Raw genomic sequence first — 17,400 nt, forward strand, 5'->3', positions numbered from 1 at the left:
GGCTTCGGTGACAATGCGCACAGTGGCGGCTCATGTCCGTGTTCGCGCGGGTTGTTGGGAACGCTTCCATGCGCACATTCGGTCAAGCCGGTGCAGCCCTTGACGCTCGGCGAACCGCGACCTACCGTCGAATAGATTCACCAGAAATTACCGCAAATTCCCCCATCCCCCGACGCCCCCGAGGACCGCCCGTGCCCCCCAGCGCCCCCGGCTTCCATCCTGTCCCACCGTCCGGCGCCGACCCGGTCGGCGACGCACCGTCGACCGGCGCGCGGTTGGCCGACGCGCCGCCCCGGCTGGCCGACATTGTGCCCGCGCCGGTCGCCGTTCGGCCGGACCCGGGCGCCGACTACCGGATCACCGCCGACACGGTGATCCGCACGTCCCCGCACCCGGACGCGCGGGCAGTCGGCCACCAGCTCGCAGACCTGCTGCAACCCGCCATCGGCTACCCGCTGCCGGTGGTCGAGGCCGAATCAACCGGGTTCGGCGGAATCACTCTGCTGCTCGACCAGGCCCCCACCGCTGAGGTTGCCGGGGCCACCGAAGCCGACGCCACCACCGAAGCTGAGGCCGAGGCCGGCGCCGAGGCGGACGAGGGGTACCGGTTGGTGGTCAGCGGCGACGGGGTGCTGATCCGGGCCGGGAGTGCCGCCGGGCTGTTCTACGGGGTGCAGACCCTGCGGCAGTTGCTGGCCGCCGCGATCGAGTGCACCGAGCCGCAGCCTGGGCCGTGGTCGGTGCCGGGCGGGGTGATCGAGGACGCGCCGCGGTTCGGGTACCGGGGGGCGATGCTCGACGTGGCCCGGCACTACTTCGGCGTACCCGAGGTGTTCCGGTTCATCGACCACATCGCTCGCTACAAGATCAACCATCTGCACCTGCACCTCACCGACGACCAGGGGTGGCGGATCGCGATCGACGCCTGGCCTCGGCTGGCCGAGATCGGCGGCGCGACCGAGGTCGACGGCGGACCGGGCGGGTACTACACCGCCGCCCAGTACCGCCGGATCGTCAGTTACGCGGCCGAGCGGCACATCACCGTGGTGCCGGAGATCGACCTGCCCGGGCACACCAACGCGGCGTTGACCGCCTACGGCGAACTGGCTCCGGCCGGCGTAGCGCCGCCGCCGTACACCGGCACCGACGTCGGGTTCAGCTCGGTGGCGGTCGACCGCGAGTCGACGTACACCTTCCTCGCGGAGGTCCTCGCCGAGGTGGCCGCGCTGACCCCCGGCCCCTACCTGCACATCGGCGGCGACGAGGCGTTCACCCTCGGGCCGGCCGAGTACGCCGTCTTCATGGAGCGGCTGCAGCCGCTGGTGGCGGCGACCGGCAAGACCGTGGTCGGCTGGCACCAGCTCGCGGCGGTCGGCCACTCGCCGGGTCGGGTGATCCAGTACTGGGGCACCGGCACCGCCGACGCGGGCGTGGCCGAGGCGGTGCGGCAGGGCGCCAAGGTGCTCCTCTCCCCCGGCAACCGGACGTACCTCGACATGAAGTACACGCCGGCCACCCCGCTGGGCAAGGACTGGGCCGGGCTGATCGAGGTGTCGACGGCGTACGGCTGGGATCCGGGGTCCTATCTGGAGGGTGTGCCGGCCGAGGCGGTACTGGGGGTCGAGGCGCCGCTGTGGACGGAGACGGTCACCTCGGTGGCGGAGATCGAGTACATGACGTTCCCGCGGCTGCCGGCCATCGCCGAGCTGGGCTGGTCGGCCGAGTCGGCCCGCGACTGGCCGGACTTCCGCCACCGCCTCGCCGGCCAGGGCGCCCGCTGGGACACCGCCGGCATCACCTACCACCGCTCCCCCGAAATCCCCTGGCAACCCCGCCCCACCCCCGCCCAGGTGCCCGGCTGAACCACTCAGGCCGAACGGGATGCCCCCGGTAACCGACCCACACCGGGGCCGGTTACCCCGGGCCAGCAACCGGCATTCCCGGCAATTCGCCACCACGGCTCCCGTCACCGGTCGCCACACCGGCGCTGACGGGCCACGAGGTGAACGCCAGTTACCCTAAAACCGCGTCGTAGGGTAACTGGCGTTCACCTCGCGGCCAGGAATCCCCGGCAACCCCGCCCCATCCGCGCACCGGCGCTCGGCTGACCGGGATCTTGGCAGCGAGTGGCAACTATCGGGGCCGGTTGCCGCCAAGATCTGCCGAGAACGCGCGCCAGGCGGCGGGGGTGAAGGTGAGGGCGGGGCCGGTGGGGTCCTTGCTGTCGCGGACGGCCACGACGCCGGGCAGGTTGGCCGCCACCTCGACGCAGTTTCCGGTGTTGCCGCTGCTGCGGCTGCTCGTGCGCCAGCGCGCTCCGATCAGCTCCATGCTGCTCTTGCGCCAGGGCGCTCCGGTCAGCTCCATGTCTGCGCCACCTCGTTCATCAGATCGATCGACTGCCGCTGCGGAAGGGCCTCACCCCGGATGGCCTCCCATGCTATCTGCAGCCGGGCCACCTGCTCGGCACCGTCGACCACGTCGCCGTAGAGGTGGTTGTCCAGATAGCCGGTGGTCTGGCCGTCCGGGGCGACCGCCACCATGAACGGCCCGTTCAGTCCGACGTAGGCGCCGACCGACGCGGGCACGACGTGCGCCCAGATGTGCGGCTGTTCCTCGCACGCCTTGATGATCGCCAGAATCTGCTCACGCATCACCGTCGCCCCGCCGACCGGGCGGTGGAGCACGCCCTCGTCCAGCACCGCCACGAGCTGCGGTGGGTTCTTGCCAGTCAGGATCTCCTGTCGGGCCATCCGCACCCCGAGATGACGCTGGACTTCCTCATCGCCGAGAAGACCCGCGTCGCGTAGCACCGCGCGTGCGTACGGCTCGGTCTGCAGCAGGCCCGGAACGACGGTGGACTCGTACGAGCGCAACGCCACCGCTACGCGCTCGGCGGTGGCCCAGTCGACCTTCCACTGCGGCGTGCCGAGGCGGTCGGCCAGTCGGGTGAGCGTTCCGCCGGTGTCGAGGGCCGCGTCGGCGAGGTCCCAGAATCCGGCCGGCGGCTTGCGCGACCCGGTCTCCACCATCGCCACGGTGGAGGCCGACCAGTTGATCCGCTTGGCCAACTCCTCCTGCGTCACTCCTCGCGCGGCCCGAATGAAGCGCAGTTCTTCCAGGAGAAACTCCAGTCGTTTGTCGTCCACCCACATCCTCCTCACAATCCGCACGGCGCGCCTCACTCACCTCACGTCCCGGCATGACGACGCACCGTGTTCGCCGGGACCTACCGCACCCTATGGCATCCACAACAGACTGTCATCAGTGGAACCGTTTCTGTCACCCGAGGATGGGGACGGAACCACGGCGGGGAGCCGGCCCTGGTCCGCAGCCGCAACCGGCTCCCCGCCTTCCAGCACCCCGGCGCCCGAATGCCCACGATCGGAGGACCGCGATGAGCTGGCCGTCCAACCGGGGGCGTTTCGCGACCGGTCCACCCGGACCGGCGCCGCGTCGTCCACACACTCCACTGCGTCCGCTGTGGCTCTGCCGATGCTGTGCCGCGCCGTGGCCGTGCGGGAACGTCCGGCTCGGCCTGCTGCGCGAATACCGGGGCCGTCACCCGGAGCTGCGCATCTTCCTGGCGACCTGCATGCACGAGGCGATCCGGGACCTGTTGAAACTGAACCAGGATGCGGCACCGGGCGCCACCGAATTGTGGACGCGCTTCCTGGCCTGGTCGATCCGCTCACCCGACGACGAATGCTGCGGTAACCCGTGAATTCGCGCCAACCCGACAACTCTCGCCACCGAAAACGGACCGAGAAGACATTACGGCTGGCGTGAGAGTTGTCACGCGTGCCATCTTCGGCGGGTGACCGAAAGCCGATGCCCAGGCTGCGGAGAAATTGCATCGTCACATGGGAATGCATGACAGCCTTGGGTATTGGTCGACCGATGTCCGCGTGCTCCAATTGCTACAGACGGGGGAGGCGCGCTTGGGTCCGGCCTGTCGACCGCCGGTGACCCCGGCAGCGTCGACAGACCGGGCACACCGTCAGATCCGCCGGTCCCAGACCGGCATGTTGGAAGTGGTCGCCCGAAAAGGGTTGTCGGCGCACGCGTTGAGGCTTGCGGCGAAATGACCCGTACGGGCGGCACAGTCCTCAGGAGAACGATCTGACCATGTCAGTTCAGCGTCGACACATCATCAGGGTGGCCGCGGCAGCCGCCGCCGTCGTGGTGGGGGCCACGATGGCGACCGCGCCGGCCAGCGCCCAGACCACCACACCCGCACCACTGCTGCCGGCCGAGGCCGGCACGCCCAACGGCGGTTACATCGTCGTACTCAAGGATGGGCCGACCGTCGGTGGCGCGGGCAGTGACCCCGCCACGGTGGCCGAGCGGGCCGGCGGTCGGGAGATCCGCCGCTACTCGACCGTGCTGGACGGCTTCTCCGCGAAGCTGGACGCCGACGCGCTCGCCGCCGTCCGCGCCAACCCGAACGTGGACTACGTCCGGGCCGACTCCCGGTTCCTGGCGATCGAGGCGGCGCCCGCCAGCGGCGGCAGCGTCGGCGGGGTGCAGCCCAACCCGCCGTCCTGGGGGCTCGACCGGGTCGACCAGCGCAACCTGCCGCTGAACTCGCAGTTCAGCTACGACACCACCGGCACCGGCGCCACCGTCTACATTGTGGACACCGGTATCCGGACCACCCACACCGACTTCGGCACCCGCGCCCAGTGGGCCTACAACGCGGTCAACGACGGCGCCGGCCCGACCGCCGGTGACTGCCACGGGCACGGCACGCACGTCGCCGGCACCGTCGGCGGTACGTCGTACGGGGTGGCCAAGAACGCCCAGATCCGCGACATCCGGGTCCTCGACTGCCAGGGCTACGGCACCAACGCCGACCTGATCGAGGGAATGGACTGGGTCGCCGCCAACGCGCCCGCGCGTTCGGTGGCGAACTTCAGCCTGCAGAACTACGGCACCGAGGTGAACGCGGCGGCCGAGAACATGATCGACGCCGGGGTGCTGCCGGTCTTCATCGCCGGCAACTACAACACCGACGCCTGCGGCAACAACCCGCGCTCCTCGCGCGGCATCGTCACCGGCGCCAGCGCCAGCGACGACAGCCGGTGGTCCAGCTCCAACTTCGGCACCTGCGTGGACATCTTCGCGCCCGGCAGCGGCATCACCTCGGCCGGCAGCACCAGCGACACCGCAGTCGCCTCGGGCTGGTCGGGCACCTCGATGGCGGCGCCGCACGTCGCCGGCTGGGTGGCCCGCCACCTGGAGACCAACCCGACCGCCACCCTCGCCCAGGCCAAGGCGGCGCTGATCGCCGCCTCGACCACCAACGTGCTGACCAGCGTCGGCACCGGCTCGCCGAACCGCCTGCTCTACACCCAGCCGGACGGCGGCGGCACCCCGGACACCACCGCACCGTCGGTGCCGGGCACCCCGACCGCGTCGAGCGTGACCGCCACCTCGGCCTCGCTCACCTGGACCGCCTCGACCGACAACGTCGGCGTCACCGGATACGACGTGCAGCGCTCGGTCGGCGGCGGCGCCTTCGCCACGGTCGGCTCCCCCACCACCAACTCGTACGCCGCCACCGGGCTGACCGCCTCCACGGCGTACCAGTTCCGGGTGCGGGCCAAGGACGCGGCCGGCAACACGTCGGCGTACTCCTCGGCGGTCAGCTTCACCACGCCGCCGGCCTCCACCGGGTCCTGCCAGGTGACCTACACCATCAACAGCAGCGGATTCGGCAACTTCACCAGCACGATCGTCATCAAGAACACCGGCTCCAGCACCATCAACGGCTGGACGCTGGCGTTCGCGCTGCCGGCCGGCCACTCGTTCGCCAACGGCTGGTCCGCCACCTACCTCACCAGCGGGCAGAACGTGACCGCGACGTCGCTGTCGTGGAACGGCACGCTCGTCCCGCAGGGTACGGCGACCATCGGGTTCAACGGCATCGGCAACGGCACCGCGCACCCGGCGACCTTCACCCTCAACGGCTCCACCTGCACCACCGCCTGACCGGTCCGTAATGGTCCGACGCGGGCCCCGTCGCGATGCCGCGGCGGGGCCCGCGCCTTGCGCCGGTCAGGAGTTGGTTGCGGCGACCCGGGCAGCGACGTAGCGGGCCAGCCGGGCCCGCGGCAACACCAACAGCTCCGAGTGGCCGCGCAGCCAGCCGGCCAGCCGGTCCATGATCGGGTCGCTGGCGTTGAGCGCGAAGAATTCGTCGAGCGGCTCGTTCAGCCGGTCCCGGGTCGGGTTGTCGCCGAACAGTTGGCTGGCCAGAAACTCCTCCCGAGCGGACTCGGTCAGGGCGGTCCAGCCGGCGTGGAACCGGTCGAAGATCGCCACGTGCGCGGCGGCGCCGAGGGTCTGCAGACAGTCGCGTACGGCCGCGAGCACGTCCGGACGGTGCCCGCCGTTGATCAGGAACTGGGCGAACCCGCCGTTGACGACCTGCGCGGCGTAGACGTCCGTGTAGTACGCCCCCAGCGCCCCGTCGACCAGCCCGCCGTCGGCGATGCCCCGCTCCAGCAGCTCGTCGACAATGGAGACGAACGACATGACGGTGGACTCGTCGTCCTCGGCGAGCGCTTCGGCGGAGACGACTATCCGGGGTGTGGTGGCCTCAGTGATCATCGCGCCATTCTCCGTGCGGCTGTCAAGCCGCCGCCGTGACGGGCCGCCCCGCCGTCAGCCTTGGTCGAGCGGGCCGATCCGCAGCACCGGCCAGACCCGGGCCGGCACCCGACCCACTATCCCGGTGGCGTCCGCCGGGCCCCAGTGCCGGGAGTCCTGGGCCGCCTCGCGATGGTCGCCGAGCAGGTACACCTGCCCCGGCGGCACGGTCACCGGGTCGCACTCGGTGACGGTGCCGGCGGCCAGATAGGGCTCGTCCACCAGGGCGTCGTTTCGCCACAGGTCGCCGTCACGGCAGAAGATGGCGTCACCGGCCAGGCCGAGCACCCGGATGGCGAACCATTCGGAGCGGGCGGAGGTCGGATCGACGATCCGGCGCTCCGCCATCACCACGTCGCCGCGCTCGATCCCGAACAGCCGGAACGCGACCCGGTCGACCAGCACCCGGTCGTGGACGAGCAGCGTCGTCTCCATCGAGATGCTCGGGACATGCCGAACGGTGACCACGAACTGGTTCGCGAACGCGGCCAGCAGGGCCGTCGCCAGCGCGACGACAAGCGTTCGCCGTCGCGGTCCCCGGTGCCAGAGCGCGGCGCCGACCGCGCCGAGCAACGAGCGTCCGCCGCGCCGTTCCCGCAGCGAGATCCGGACCCCACTGGCCGCCCAGCGCAGTGCCTCCCAACCGCCGGTGGTCTCCTCGAACTCGGCGAGGACCGCCTCGCCCCAGACCGACCCCCGGCCGCCGGCGGCGCTGCCGGTGGCGGTGGCGCCTGCCGCCGAGCCGGCAATGGGGCCGGTGGCCGGGACGACAGGTGTCCGACCCCGGACCGCCATGGTCAGGGACGCGCGGGCCAGTCGCCGCGCCACCGGTTCGTCAGGCGACCTCACCGGCTGGAAACGCTCGGTGTTCGGACCGGTCGCCGGGTCGGGGTGCGCCGCGATCATGACGCACCGCCCAGCACCGGGCCGGTGCCCGGGAGTGGCGAGCGGCGGGTCCGCCCGGCCACCCGGGCGCGGGCCAGCGCCGCCCCGTCCGAGGTGAGCCGGTACGCGTGCCGGGCGGGTCGGCCGGGCGTCGTCGGCTCCTCCCAGCGGGTCTCCAGCAGCTCCTCTACCTATCTAGAGTTTGAAAGTCTACCTAGGTAGATCGACCGCTGGTCGTTACACCGAACCCTTCGGCACCACCCATTCGACCGGCTGATCCGTCACCGCCGCGATCCGGTCGTAGTCGGCGTCGTAGTGCAGCACGGTGGCGCCGTGCACCTCGGCGGTGGCCGCGATGATCAGATCTGGCAGCCGGAAGTGCCGGTGCTGGCTACGCGCCGCCAGCATGCGATGCACCTCCAGCGCCCGCGCCATCGCCTCGGTGGTGACCTCCAGCCAACGCTGCCCCCGTAGGGCACCCCAGACGACCTCGTAGCCCTTCGGGTCGGGGGCGTTGTTCAGGTATTCCAGCGCCGTCATCTCGCAGGCGGCCAACCGGCCGGCCGCGAGCAGCGACTCGAATCGACGCCGCACCACCGCGTCCCGACCCCGCAGGACGTAGACCGACGTGTCGGCGAGGTAGACCGCGCCGGCCATCACGCCACGCGCTCGTCCCGCGCGTCCTCGGCCAGCGCCCCCAGATCACGGCCACCGCCGTAGCCCCACGCCTCGTGGGCACCCGAGTAGTCCATCGTCACGGAGTCGAGGGCCGAGACGATCTCGACAGCCCGCCGCCGGACAGCGAAGGAACGCAGCGCCTCGTTGATGGTCGCCACCTTGGTGTCGGTGCCGAGCACCTCCCGGGCCGCCTCCAACCACTCATCATTGACATCCACCGTGATGCGCGTCATGCCGGATAGGATACACCAGAAGGGTCTAGCCAAAGACACCAAGATCATGTCTAGCAGAACACCAATGCGCAACCCGCCGGCCAGGGTATGCTTAACTTTGTATCTCTACACCTTCTGGTATATCAAGGAGGCCCGCATGGCTCGCACTGTCATCGACCTCGACGAGGCGACCCTCGCCCTCGCCCAACGCCAACTAGGCACCAAGACGAAGCGGGAGACGATAAATCGAGCTCTTGCCATCGCGGCAGGTACCAGTGCTGACGATCGCGCCCGTGGGCTCGCTTGGCTACAGGAGAACGCAGACCTGGTGCTCGACTTCGAGGTCCTGGAGGAGAACGAGCGCACCGGTCGATGACATACCTGGTCGACACCTCAGCTGCCTGGCGGCTCCTGCGCCGACAGATCGCCGATCCTTGGCCCCGTTATGTTGCTCAAGGTCTGGTTGCGCTCTGCCCGCCCGTCGAGGCCGAACTCATGGTGTCCGTGCGGGCGGAACGCGACTACGAGGCGTTCTTCGCGATTCTGCGCCGTACCTTTGGCTGGTGCCCGACGATGGATGATCCGTGGAAGCACGTGCTCGCCGTGCAGCGTGACCTGATCAGGATCGGACACCACCGAGGGCCATCTCCGATCGACATCGTCATCGCCCTGACCGCACAGCAACATAGGTTGACCCTGCTCCACGTTGACGCCGACTTCGACTCGATCGCGAAGGTCCGCCCTGGAATCGCGATGATCCGACTCGATGAACGTCCGGCAGATCAGTCCTGATCGGGTCGAAATCGGTTCAGCCGCCCGAGTCGGCTAGTTCGGCGCCGTCGGGGACGGTGGCGTCGTCCCGGGTGGCGAGCCAGCCGTCCGGGAGGAAGACCTTGCCGGGGCTGTTGGTCCGGCCGCGCGGCTGGCCGAGTACGGCCACCGGGAACGGCTCGGCCGGGTCGAGTTTGCCGAGCAGGTCGTCCAGCTCGGCCAGGCTGGAGATCATCGCCAGTGCCCGGCGCAGGTCACTGCCGATCGGGAAGCCCTTCAGATACCAGGCGACGTGCTTACGGAAGTCGGTGCAGCCGTCCCGTTCGGCGCCGAGCCAGTCGGTCAGCAGCTCGGCGTGCCGGCGCATGGTCACCGCCACCTCGCCGAGCGCCGGCAGCCGGCGCTCGGGGCGGCCGGCGAAGGCCGCCGCCAGGTCGGCGAAGAGCCACGGCCGACCCAGGCAGCCCCGGCCCACGACCACGCCGTCGGCCCCGGTGTGGGCCACCATCCGCAGCGCGTCGTCGGCCTCCCAGATGTCGCCGTTGCCGAGCACCGGCACGTCCAGGGCCTGCTTGAGGGTGCCGATCGCGTCCCAGTCGGCGGTGCCGGAGTAGCGCTGTGCCGCCGTACGCCCATGGAGGGCGACCGCCGCCACGCCGGCCTCCTGCGCTGCCAGCCCGGCCTCGACGTAGGTGAGGTGGTCGTCGTCGATGCCCTTGCGCATCTTGACCGTGACCGGCACCCCGGCCGGGGCGGCGGCCGCCACCGCGGCCCGCACGATCCGGGCGAAGAGCCGGCGCCGCCAGGGCAGCGCGGCACCGCCGCCCTTGCGGGTCACCTTCGGCACCGGGCAGCCGAAGTTGAGGTCGATGTGGTCGGCCAGGTCCTGCTCGACCACCATCCGCACCGCCGCCGCCGTGACGTCCGGGTCGATGCCGTAGAGCTGCAGGCTGCGGGGGTGCTCGTCGGGCGCGAACGCGATCATGTGCAGGGTCTTCGGGTTCCGCTCCACCAGCGCCCGGGTGGTGATCATCTCGCAGACGTACCGCCCGCCGCCCTGCTCCCGGCAGAGCCGCCGGAACGCGACATTCGTGATGCCGGCCATCGGCGCCAACACCACCGGCGGCTCCACCCGCTGCCCACCCAGCCACAACCCGTCCACCCCCCGAGCATCCCACGCCGCATCGGCAGCGGCGGGAGGCGGATCGTCTCAGCGTGACGGCGGGGCGGTGACGAGCACGATCTTGCCGCGACCGTGCCGGGTCGCCAGGTCGCGGTGGGCGTCGGCCGCGCGTTCCAACGGCAGCATCCGGCGTACGTGGATGTGCAGCCTGCCCCGGGTGTGCAGGTCGGCCAGCTCGGCGAGTCGGGCCGCCGACCGCAGGTTGGGCGGGGTGGCCCGGACCCCCAGCTCGTCGGCACGGGCGTGCTCGACCAGGGTGAGGATCCGCTTCGGGTCGGACATCAGCTCCAGCGAGACGCTCAGCGCCTCCCCACCCGCCGCGTCGAGCACGTGATCCACCCCGTCCGGCGCCGCCGCCCGGATCCGGTCCAGCAGCCCTTCCCCGTACGCGATGGGGGTTGCTCCCAGCTCGTGAAGGTAGTCGTGGTTGCCGGGCCGGGCGGTGCCGATCACGGTGGCACCCCAGTGCACGGCGAGCTGGACCGCCACGGTGCCCACCCCGCCGGCCGCGCCGTGGATCAGCACGGTGTCGCCGGCTCCGACACCCAGCTCCGTCAGCGCGATGTGCGCGGTCTGCCCGCTGGCGCTGAGCGCGCCGGCCACCTCCCACGGCATCGTCGGCGGCTTGGCGACGACCTGGTCGGCCGGCACGACCACCAGCTCGGCGTACCCGCCGTGCCGGCCGAAGCCGAGCACCTCGTCGCCGACCTGGACCCCGGTGACGCGATCGCCGACCTGGTCCACCACCCCGGCGAACTCGTTGCCGAGGATCACCGGCGCGCCCGGCGCGGCCCCCGAGGGGAGCCGGCCGGAACGCAACCACATGTCGTACGGCTGCACCCCGGCCGCCTTCACCCGGACCCGGACCTGCCCCGCCCCCGTCCGCGGATCGTCAAGATCCATCAGCCGGAGCACCTCCGGACCCCCGTACTCGACCAGCGCCGCCGCTCGCATAGGACTCCCCTTCCTGTCCGCAGGTGGAGTCTGCGACCTCAACCACGCTTCAAGTCAACAACCGCACCTCTCCTCGAACACAACGTGTTGAGACGCTGCGGTGTCACTGGGGCGACAACAAGACGTCTCAACACTTGCTCTGGACCGAATCGCGGAGGGCGGGCGGGGTAGATGCGTCGCCTATGGACGCGTCGTGGCGAACGGGGGTGGGCGGCGGGCGGGGTCAGCGCATCGAGACGAGGCGGACGCCGGTGCGGATGAGGACGACCGCGCCGCCGGCGACCATCACCAGGCCGATGCCGGGCATCAGTTGGCCCCAACTGTCCGTTGTGGAGCTGAGCTGGAGGAGTCGGACGACCTGCCAGCCGACGATGGCCGCCACCGCCAGTCCGGGCACCAGGGCGTGCGCGATGGCCACCTTGCGGTACGGCAGGAGTGCGCCCGCGATCGCGATGAACCCGGCGGAGAGCGTCCAGAGACCGGGGCCGGCCGTGCCGGAGAGCGTCCCGAACGGGGTGATCACCCAGGGCATCAGGGAGCCGACGAACGACAACACGCCCCCGATGATCATGCCGAGGCTGCCAGCGTGCAGGACGCGCCGGCGGGCAGGTGCGGCGGTAGGTGCGGTGTCAGCCATGTCCGGATGCTAGGCGCTGGCGGCCCGACGGCTCACCCGTCAATCGGTGAGCGGTCGACTGCGGACGACAAACGGCCAGGTCACAGCCCTGAACAGCCGCAAATCCGGACGGAATCTCGCACTCTCCGCCCCGGCCGACCGCCCACGGACGCTCAAGAACCGCTCACCGCCCCGGAGCAACGGCTAACAGATCGACTCTTGCCCCGCCCGGCTGATTCGCGTTCGCTCTCCCAAACACGGGTGTGACTGACAGCACAACCCGAGGGCAGGACTGCCGCGCGGGGGCGCGGGTCCGCGCACGGACCGTCGCTCCCATAACGACTAGGAGGCCCCCCGATATGACCGACACAACGCCCGATAAAACCACCGATGGCGGTGAACCGCCACCAACTCCACCGGTGCCTCCGGAGAACAGCTGGCGCAGGGAGTACTGGAGCCGCAACCTCCGACTCATGGTGATCCTGCTGAGCATCTGGTTCGTCGTCTCGTTCGGCTTCGGCATTCTGCTGATCAAGCCGCTGAACGAGATCGTCATCGCCGGTTACCCGCTCGGCTTCTGGTTCGCCCAGCAGGGATCGATCTACGTCTTCGTGATCCTCATCTTCGTGTACGCGAAGATGATGGACCGCCTGGACAAGGAGTACGGCGTCGATGAGCAGGTCGAAGGGAGCGTCAAGTGACCCAGATCCAGAGCTGGACGCTCGTCTTCATCGTCCTGACCTTCGGCATCTACCTCACCATCGCCTGGCGCAGCCGGGTGAAGGAGACAGCCGGCTTCTACGTGGCCGGCCAGGGCATCCCGACGGTCGCCAACGGCGCGGCCGTCGCCGCGGACTGGATGTCGGCCGCGTCGTTCATCTCGATGGCCGGTCTGATCGCGTTCCTCGGATCGGACGGCGCCATCTACCTGATGGGCTGGACCGGCGGCTACGTGCTGCTGGCCCTGCTGATCGCGCCCTACCTGCGTAAGTGGGGCAAGTTCACGGTGCCGGAGTTCGTCGGTGACCGGTACTCGGAAACCGTCCGGACGGTCGCCGCCGTGGCCGCGATCATCATCTCGTTCACCTACGTGGTCGGGCAGATGCGCGGCGGCGGCATCGTCTTCAGCCGGTTCCTCGGCCTCGACATCACCGGCGGCGTCATCGTCGCCGCCGTGATCATCGGGGCGTACGCGGTGCTCGGCGGGATGAAGGGCATCACCTGGACCCAGGTGTCCCAGTACACGGTGCTGATCATCGCCTACCTGATCCCCGCCGTGGCGGTGGCCCAGCAGATGACCGGCTTCCCGATCCCGCAGATCACCTTCGGGCAGATCCTCGACGAGCTGAACGTGATCAGCGTGCAGATGGGGCTGAACGAGTTCACCCAGGCGTTCGCGGCCCGGCCACAGATCGACGTCTTCCTGGTGACGATGTCGCTGATGATCGGCACCGCCGGTCTGCCGCACGTGATCGTGCGGTTCTACACCACGAAGACCGTCCGGGGCGCGCGCTACTCGGCGTTCTGGGCGCTGTTCTTCATCGCGCTGCTCTACACCACCGCTCCGGCGGTGGGCGCGTTCACCAAGCTGAACCTGCTGCAGGACGTCAACGGCGTGGCCGTCAGCGAACTGCCGCGGTGGATCGAGAACTGGGCGGCGACCGGCCTCGTCACGTACGGCGATGGGGTCGACACCATCCAGACGGTCAGCAACAACCCGGCCTCCGGGGCGGACCTGATCGTCAACAACGACATCCTGGTGCTGGCCAGCCCCGAGATCGCCGGCCTGCCGGCGCCGATCGTGGGTCTGGTGGCGGCCGGTGGCATGGCGGCGGCGATGTCCACCGCCGCCGGTCTGCTACTGGTGATCTCGTCGGCGTTCTCGCACGACCTGTACTTCCGCCGGGTCAAGCGGGACTCGACCGACAAGCAGCGGCTGCTCGCCGGCCGGATCGCCATGGGCGTCGCGGTGCTGATCTCGATCTACGCCGGCATCAACCCGCCGGCCTTCGTTGCGCAGGTGGTCGCCTTCGCGTTCGGCCTGGCAGCGGCGAGCTTCTTCCCGGTCATCGTGCTCGGCATCTTCTGGAAACGATGTAATGCCACCGGCGCGGCGGCCGGCATGATCACCGGCATGCTGTTCACCGCCAGTTACATGATCTACACCCTGGAGGTGTTCGGCACAGCGGCCAACGACCACATCTTCGACATCAGCCCGGAGGGCATCGGCACCATCGGCGCCATCGTCAACTTCATCGTCACCATCGCGGTGTCGAAGGCGACGGCACCGCCACCGGCCGAGATCTCCGAGATGGTGGAGAGCATCCGCTACCCGGCCGCCTCCCGCCGGGAGGTGACCGCCGCCAGCACCCCCGACGCGGCCTGACCCCGTACCTCGCCAACCAGCGCCGGCCGCCGGACCCGTCAATGACGACGGGACCGGCGGCCGGTCCGCCTGCTCATCCCCGGATCCGCCAACCGTCTGGAGTTGAGGCAGCACGACATGTGACATCACTCTGGTGCGTGAGCCTGACCACGCGTAGCGTCATGAGGTACACGATGTACCCCCACCACTGAGCGAGGTGCCATGTCCGAGCCAGTGCAGCAACCGACGCCGGGCAAACGCGTCGAACGGCTTCGTCGGGCGGCGGGGTTGTCCCGGGAACGGCTCGCCGGATTGGCCGGTCTCTCACCGACCACTGTCAAGTTCATCGAGACCGGGCGCCGCTCGCTGACGTTGCGGGCGGCTCAGCAGATCGCCCCGCACCTTGGCGTACGCGATCTCGGCGAGTTGTTCGGCCCGTCCGTGTCGCTGTCGTTGGACGGGCGACCCACGCACCCTGGCGTTGAGGATGTCCGCAAGGCGTTGACCGCCTGGCATGTCACCGTCGCCGGGGATCCGGCCACCCCGGACTATCTGCGCGGCGCCATCGACTCGGCCTGGCAGACCTGGCACACCTCACGCCACCAGCGCTCCGAGATCGGCGCGATCCTGCCTGGACTCCTCGACAGCACGCAACGAGCCGCCCGCCTGCACACCGGTCCCGACCGGCGCTCGGCGCTGGCGATGCTGGCGCAGTCGTACCATCTCGCGCAGGCGTACCTGGCCTGGCACGGTGACCGGGAGCTGTGCTGGTTGACGGTGGACCGGGGCATGACCGCGGCCCTCGACGCCGACGACCCGCTCGCGATCGCTCAGGCGAGTTGGTACGCCGCGCACCTGCTCCGAGCGGTGGGGCGCGGGGACGAGGCGCTGGCCAGGCTCGCCGAGGCCCGGAGCCTCGTCGAGCCCCGCGTGGCGGAAGGCCCCATGGAGTACGCGGAAACGCTGGCCGACCTGCACCTGTGCACCGCTCTCACCCGCGCCCGGACCGGCGACCAGAGCGCCTGGGCCGATTGGCAGACCGCCCATGATCTGGTGCACCGGGTACTTCCCGCCGACTACGTTGGTTTGCGTACCCGGGTCTCGCGGCCGTTGGTGGACGTCTACGCGGTGATGTGCGCGGTGGATCTCGGTGATCCGGACGAGGCCCAGCGGCGGGCGCACTCGCTCGATCCGCAGTCGATCCCGTCCACCGAGAGGCGTGGCCGGCACTACGTGGAGCTGGCCCGCGGAGCTGATCTGGAAGGCGCCCGCGAGGCCACTCTGCACCTGCTCCAACGGGCGGACGCGACATCGCCGGAGACGGTCCGCTACTCACCGGCCGCTCGGGACATGCTGACCCGCCTGGCCGACGAAGGCCCCGCGTCGATCCGCGCCGAGGCGGCCGAATTGGCCACCCGGGTCGGAGTGGATCGGTAAGGGTTACATCGCGTCACCAGATACTCCAGGTACCTCTTCGCCACCGACAGGCTACGTAGCGTCGTGGCATGACGTGGAGCTGCCTGTGAGCCTGTTGCGACCGCCGTGGGTGCCCGTGGTGGTGCCCACTCCGCTGCCACCGGCCGACGATCCGGTGACCGTATGGCTGGACACCGGAGGCAGCTCCGGGCTGGAGATCCGGGTGCCCTCCGACGAACGTTGGCGACTCTGGGACACCGGCTCCGGCTACTGCCTGCTGACCGACCAGGACGGACGCGAGGACGCCACCGCCGCCCTCATCCTCAACCGCGTACGCCAAACGTGGGGCCTGGTCGCCTTCGACCCGGACGAACAGGACGTGCCGTGACCAGCGGCGGACCAGGGATCACGCCAGCCGGACGACCCGGTGAACGCCGCCGAGTCAACCAGAGTCGCCGTCACGACCAGCGACGCAGGCCCGCCGATCTCTCCCGGATCACCATAAACCTCACGCCGGGCACCGTGGCCGCCCTCGACGAGCTGCTCGACGACGGCGGGACCAACAAGACCGACGCCATCAACCGCGCGATCAGGATCATGCGGCTGCTACGCCGCTACGCCGACCAGCACGGAATCGCGACCGTCTCCACGTCCGACGGCCGGACCGTAGACATCGAAGTGCGGTGAGCACCGCATGATCAAGGCGCACCGAGCTGGTGGAATCGCCGCTATCAACGGTTCAGTACGCCACGATCTTGAGACGGGCAGGGTGCGGAATGCCTGGATTCGTGCCGTCGGGCCGGTGCCCCGCTTGTCGCGCCGCTGCTTCGGTGCGGAAGAATGCCGGCATGACAGAGGACCGGGAGCTGCCCCCCAACTCCAAGCTGGACACCACGGTCCCGCACTCGGCGCGGATCTGGAACTACTGGCTCGGCGGCAAGGACAACTTCGCGGTCGACCGGGCCGCCGGCGACGAGGTGATCGCCCACATCCCGGACATCCCCGTCGGGGCGAAGTCCGAGCGCGCGTTCCTCAAGCGCGTGGTCAGGTTCCTCGTCGAGGATGCCGGCATCCGTCAGTTCCTCGACGTCGGCACCGGGCTCCCCTCGGCGGACAACACCCACGAGGTCGCGCAGTCCCTCGACCCGTACTGCCGGGTGGTCTACATCGACAACGACCCGCTCGTCATGGCGCACGCGCGTGCGCTCCTGACCAGCACGCCCGAAGGTAGCTGCACCTACCTCGAAGCCGATCTGCGGCAGCCGGACACGATCCTCGCGTCCGCGCGGCAGACGCTCGACTTCTCGCAGCCGATCGGGCTCATGCTGCTCGGCGTCGTCAACCACATCATGGACGACGACGAGGCGTACGGCTCCGTCGCGCAGCTGGTGCGGGCGATGCCCACCGGCAGCCACCTGGTGCTCACCCACTCCACCGCGGAGATCCACGGCGAGCCGATGCTGCGCGTGATGCGGGAAACCACCGAGCGCGGCGGTACGCCGATCCGCGCCCGGACGAAGACGGAGCTCGAACGCTTCTTCGACGGATTGGACCTGCTGGACCCCGGCGTCGTCACCTGCTCGCGGTGGCGGCCCGACCCGGAGTCCGACGAGCCGGAGGTCTACCTGTTCGGCGGCGTCGGCCGCATCGGCTGAACCGAGCCGCG

The 17,400-nt window shown here is 70.0% G+C and carries 20 protein-coding genes; 11 read left to right on the forward strand and 9 right to left on the reverse strand.

All coding sequences use genetic code 11. From position 1 onward, the window contains the following. The first annotated feature begins 191 nt into the window (after positions 1-191). Positions 192-1,862, forward strand: coding sequence for a family 20 glycosylhydrolase (locus O7627_RS25500; protein ID WP_278096006.1), 1,671 nt, complete (start codon positions 192-194; stop codon positions 1,860-1,862). 271 nt (positions 1,863-2,133) lie between these two features. On the opposite strand, the gene O7627_RS25505 is transcribed toward O7627_RS25500, so the two are convergent. Together O7627_RS25505 and O7627_RS25510 are read right to left on the reverse strand one after the other, a co-directional pair. Beyond that, complete coding sequence (locus O7627_RS25505; protein ID WP_278098432.1) at positions 2,134-2,331, reverse strand: DUF397 domain-containing protein; 198 nt, start codon at positions 2,329-2,331, stop codon at positions 2,134-2,136. A gap of 26 nt (positions 2,332-2,357) precedes the next feature. Beyond that, positions 2,358-3,149, reverse strand: a complete 792-nt coding sequence (locus tag O7627_RS25510; protein WP_278096007.1) for a helix-turn-helix transcriptional regulator — start codon at positions 3,147-3,149, stop codon at positions 2,358-2,360. A 446-nt stretch (positions 3,150-3,595) separates the two neighbouring features. Here O7627_RS25510 and O7627_RS25515 point away from each other — a divergent pair, with 446 nt between their 5' ends. Both O7627_RS25515 and O7627_RS25520 read left to right on the forward strand, forming a co-directional pair. Beyond that, entirely contained in the window at positions 3,596-3,724 is a 129-nt protein-coding gene (locus tag O7627_RS25515) for a hypothetical protein (RefSeq protein WP_278096008.1), read from the forward strand. Between the two features lie 404 nt (positions 3,725-4,128). After that, positions 4,129-5,994 (forward strand): S8 family serine peptidase, encoded by a 1,866-nt coding sequence (locus tag O7627_RS25520; RefSeq protein ID WP_278096009.1) that lies wholly within the window; start codon positions 4,129-4,131, stop codon positions 5,992-5,994. Positions 5,995-6,060: 66 nt separating this feature from the next. Here the strand turns inward: O7627_RS25520 and O7627_RS25525 are convergent, their stop codons facing one another. The 4 genes from O7627_RS25525 to O7627_RS25540 all read right to left on the reverse strand — a co-directional run bounded on the left by O7627_RS25525 (position 6,061) and on the right by O7627_RS25540 (position 8,450). Beyond that, entirely contained in the window at positions 6,061-6,615 is a 555-nt protein-coding gene (locus tag O7627_RS25525; protein WP_278096010.1) for a hypothetical protein, read from the reverse strand. A gap of 54 nt (positions 6,616-6,669) precedes the next feature. After that, positions 6,670-7,560 carry a signal peptidase I gene (gene lepB / locus O7627_RS25530; RefSeq protein ID WP_278096011.1) on the reverse strand — a complete coding sequence of 297 codons (891 nt, stop codon included), beginning with the start codon at positions 7,558-7,560 and terminating at the stop codon, positions 6,670-6,672. A 216-nt stretch (positions 7,561-7,776) separates the two neighbouring features. Beyond that, positions 7,777-8,196 carry a PIN domain nuclease gene (locus O7627_RS25535; RefSeq protein ID WP_278098433.1) on the reverse strand — a complete coding sequence of 140 codons (420 nt, stop codon included), beginning with the start codon at positions 8,194-8,196 and terminating at the stop codon, positions 7,777-7,779. Further along, complete coding sequence (locus tag O7627_RS25540) at positions 8,196-8,450, reverse strand: type II toxin-antitoxin system VapB family antitoxin (RefSeq protein ID WP_278096012.1); 255 nt, start codon at positions 8,448-8,450, stop codon at positions 8,196-8,198. Before O7627_RS25540 ends, O7627_RS25535 begins: the two co-directional genes overlap by 1 nt. Before the next feature lie 136 nt (positions 8,451-8,586). On the opposite strand from O7627_RS25540, the gene O7627_RS25545 reads away from it, so the two are divergent. Both O7627_RS25545 and O7627_RS25550 read left to right on the forward strand, forming a co-directional pair. After that, a complete protein-coding gene (locus O7627_RS25545) occupies positions 8,587-8,805 on the forward strand; it encodes a type II toxin-antitoxin system VapB family antitoxin (RefSeq protein WP_278096013.1) in 219 nt (72 codons plus the stop codon). Continuing rightward, positions 8,802-9,221 carry a PIN domain nuclease gene (locus tag O7627_RS25550; protein ID WP_278096014.1) on the forward strand — a complete coding sequence of 140 codons (420 nt, stop codon included), beginning with the start codon at positions 8,802-8,804 and terminating at the stop codon, positions 9,219-9,221. The genes O7627_RS25545 and O7627_RS25550 overlap by 4 nt, the downstream gene beginning before the upstream one ends. A gap of 16 nt (positions 9,222-9,237) precedes the next feature. Here the strand turns inward: O7627_RS25550 and dusB are convergent, their stop codons facing one another. The 3 genes from dusB to O7627_RS25565 form a co-directional block, all read right to left on the reverse strand. Further along, positions 9,238-10,362, reverse strand: a complete 1,125-nt coding sequence (gene dusB / locus O7627_RS25555) for a tRNA dihydrouridine synthase DusB (RefSeq protein WP_278096015.1) — start codon at positions 10,360-10,362, stop codon at positions 9,238-9,240. Between the two features lie 48 nt (positions 10,363-10,410). After that, entirely contained in the window at positions 10,411-11,337 is a 927-nt protein-coding gene (locus tag O7627_RS25560) for an NADP-dependent oxidoreductase (RefSeq protein ID WP_278096016.1), read from the reverse strand. A 223-nt stretch (positions 11,338-11,560) separates the two neighbouring features. Beyond that, positions 11,561-11,974: a hypothetical protein gene (locus O7627_RS25565; RefSeq protein WP_278096017.1), complete on the reverse strand. Its 414-nt coding sequence runs from the start codon at positions 11,972-11,974 to the stop codon at positions 11,561-11,563. A 398-nt stretch (positions 11,975-12,372) separates the two neighbouring features. Between O7627_RS25565 and O7627_RS25570 the strand changes: the two genes are divergently transcribed. The 6 genes from O7627_RS25570 (at position 12,373) to O7627_RS25595 (ending at position 17,389) form a co-directional block, all read left to right on the forward strand. Next, entirely contained in the window at positions 12,373-12,654 is a 282-nt protein-coding gene (locus O7627_RS25570; RefSeq protein WP_347404717.1) for a DUF4212 domain-containing protein, read from the forward strand. Next, entirely contained in the window at positions 12,651-14,339 is a 1,689-nt protein-coding gene (locus O7627_RS25575; RefSeq protein ID WP_278096019.1) for a sodium:solute symporter family protein, read from the forward strand. The genes O7627_RS25570 and O7627_RS25575 overlap by 4 nt, the downstream gene beginning before the upstream one ends. Before the next feature lie 201 nt (positions 14,340-14,540). Next, on the forward strand, positions 14,541-15,755 hold the full coding sequence (locus tag O7627_RS25580; protein ID WP_278096020.1) for a helix-turn-helix transcriptional regulator: 1,215 nt from the start codon (positions 14,541-14,543) through the stop codon (positions 15,753-15,755). A gap of 85 nt (positions 15,756-15,840) precedes the next feature. Further along, a complete protein-coding gene (locus O7627_RS25585; RefSeq protein ID WP_278096021.1) occupies positions 15,841-16,122 on the forward strand; it encodes a hypothetical protein in 282 nt (93 codons plus the stop codon). Between the two features lie 134 nt (positions 16,123-16,256). Further along, positions 16,257-16,421 (forward strand): hypothetical protein, encoded by a 165-nt coding sequence (locus tag O7627_RS25590; protein WP_278096022.1) that lies wholly within the window; start codon positions 16,257-16,259, stop codon positions 16,419-16,421. Between the two features lie 161 nt (positions 16,422-16,582). Further along, positions 16,583-17,389, forward strand: coding sequence for an SAM-dependent methyltransferase (locus O7627_RS25595; RefSeq protein WP_278096023.1), 807 nt, complete (start codon positions 16,583-16,585; stop codon positions 17,387-17,389). Positions 17,390-17,400 lie beyond the last annotated feature (11 nt).

It is taken from the genome of Solwaraspora sp. WMMD1047, assembly GCF_029626155.1.
Taxonomy (GTDB): Bacteria; Actinomycetota; Actinomycetes; order Mycobacteriales; family Micromonosporaceae; genus WMMD1047.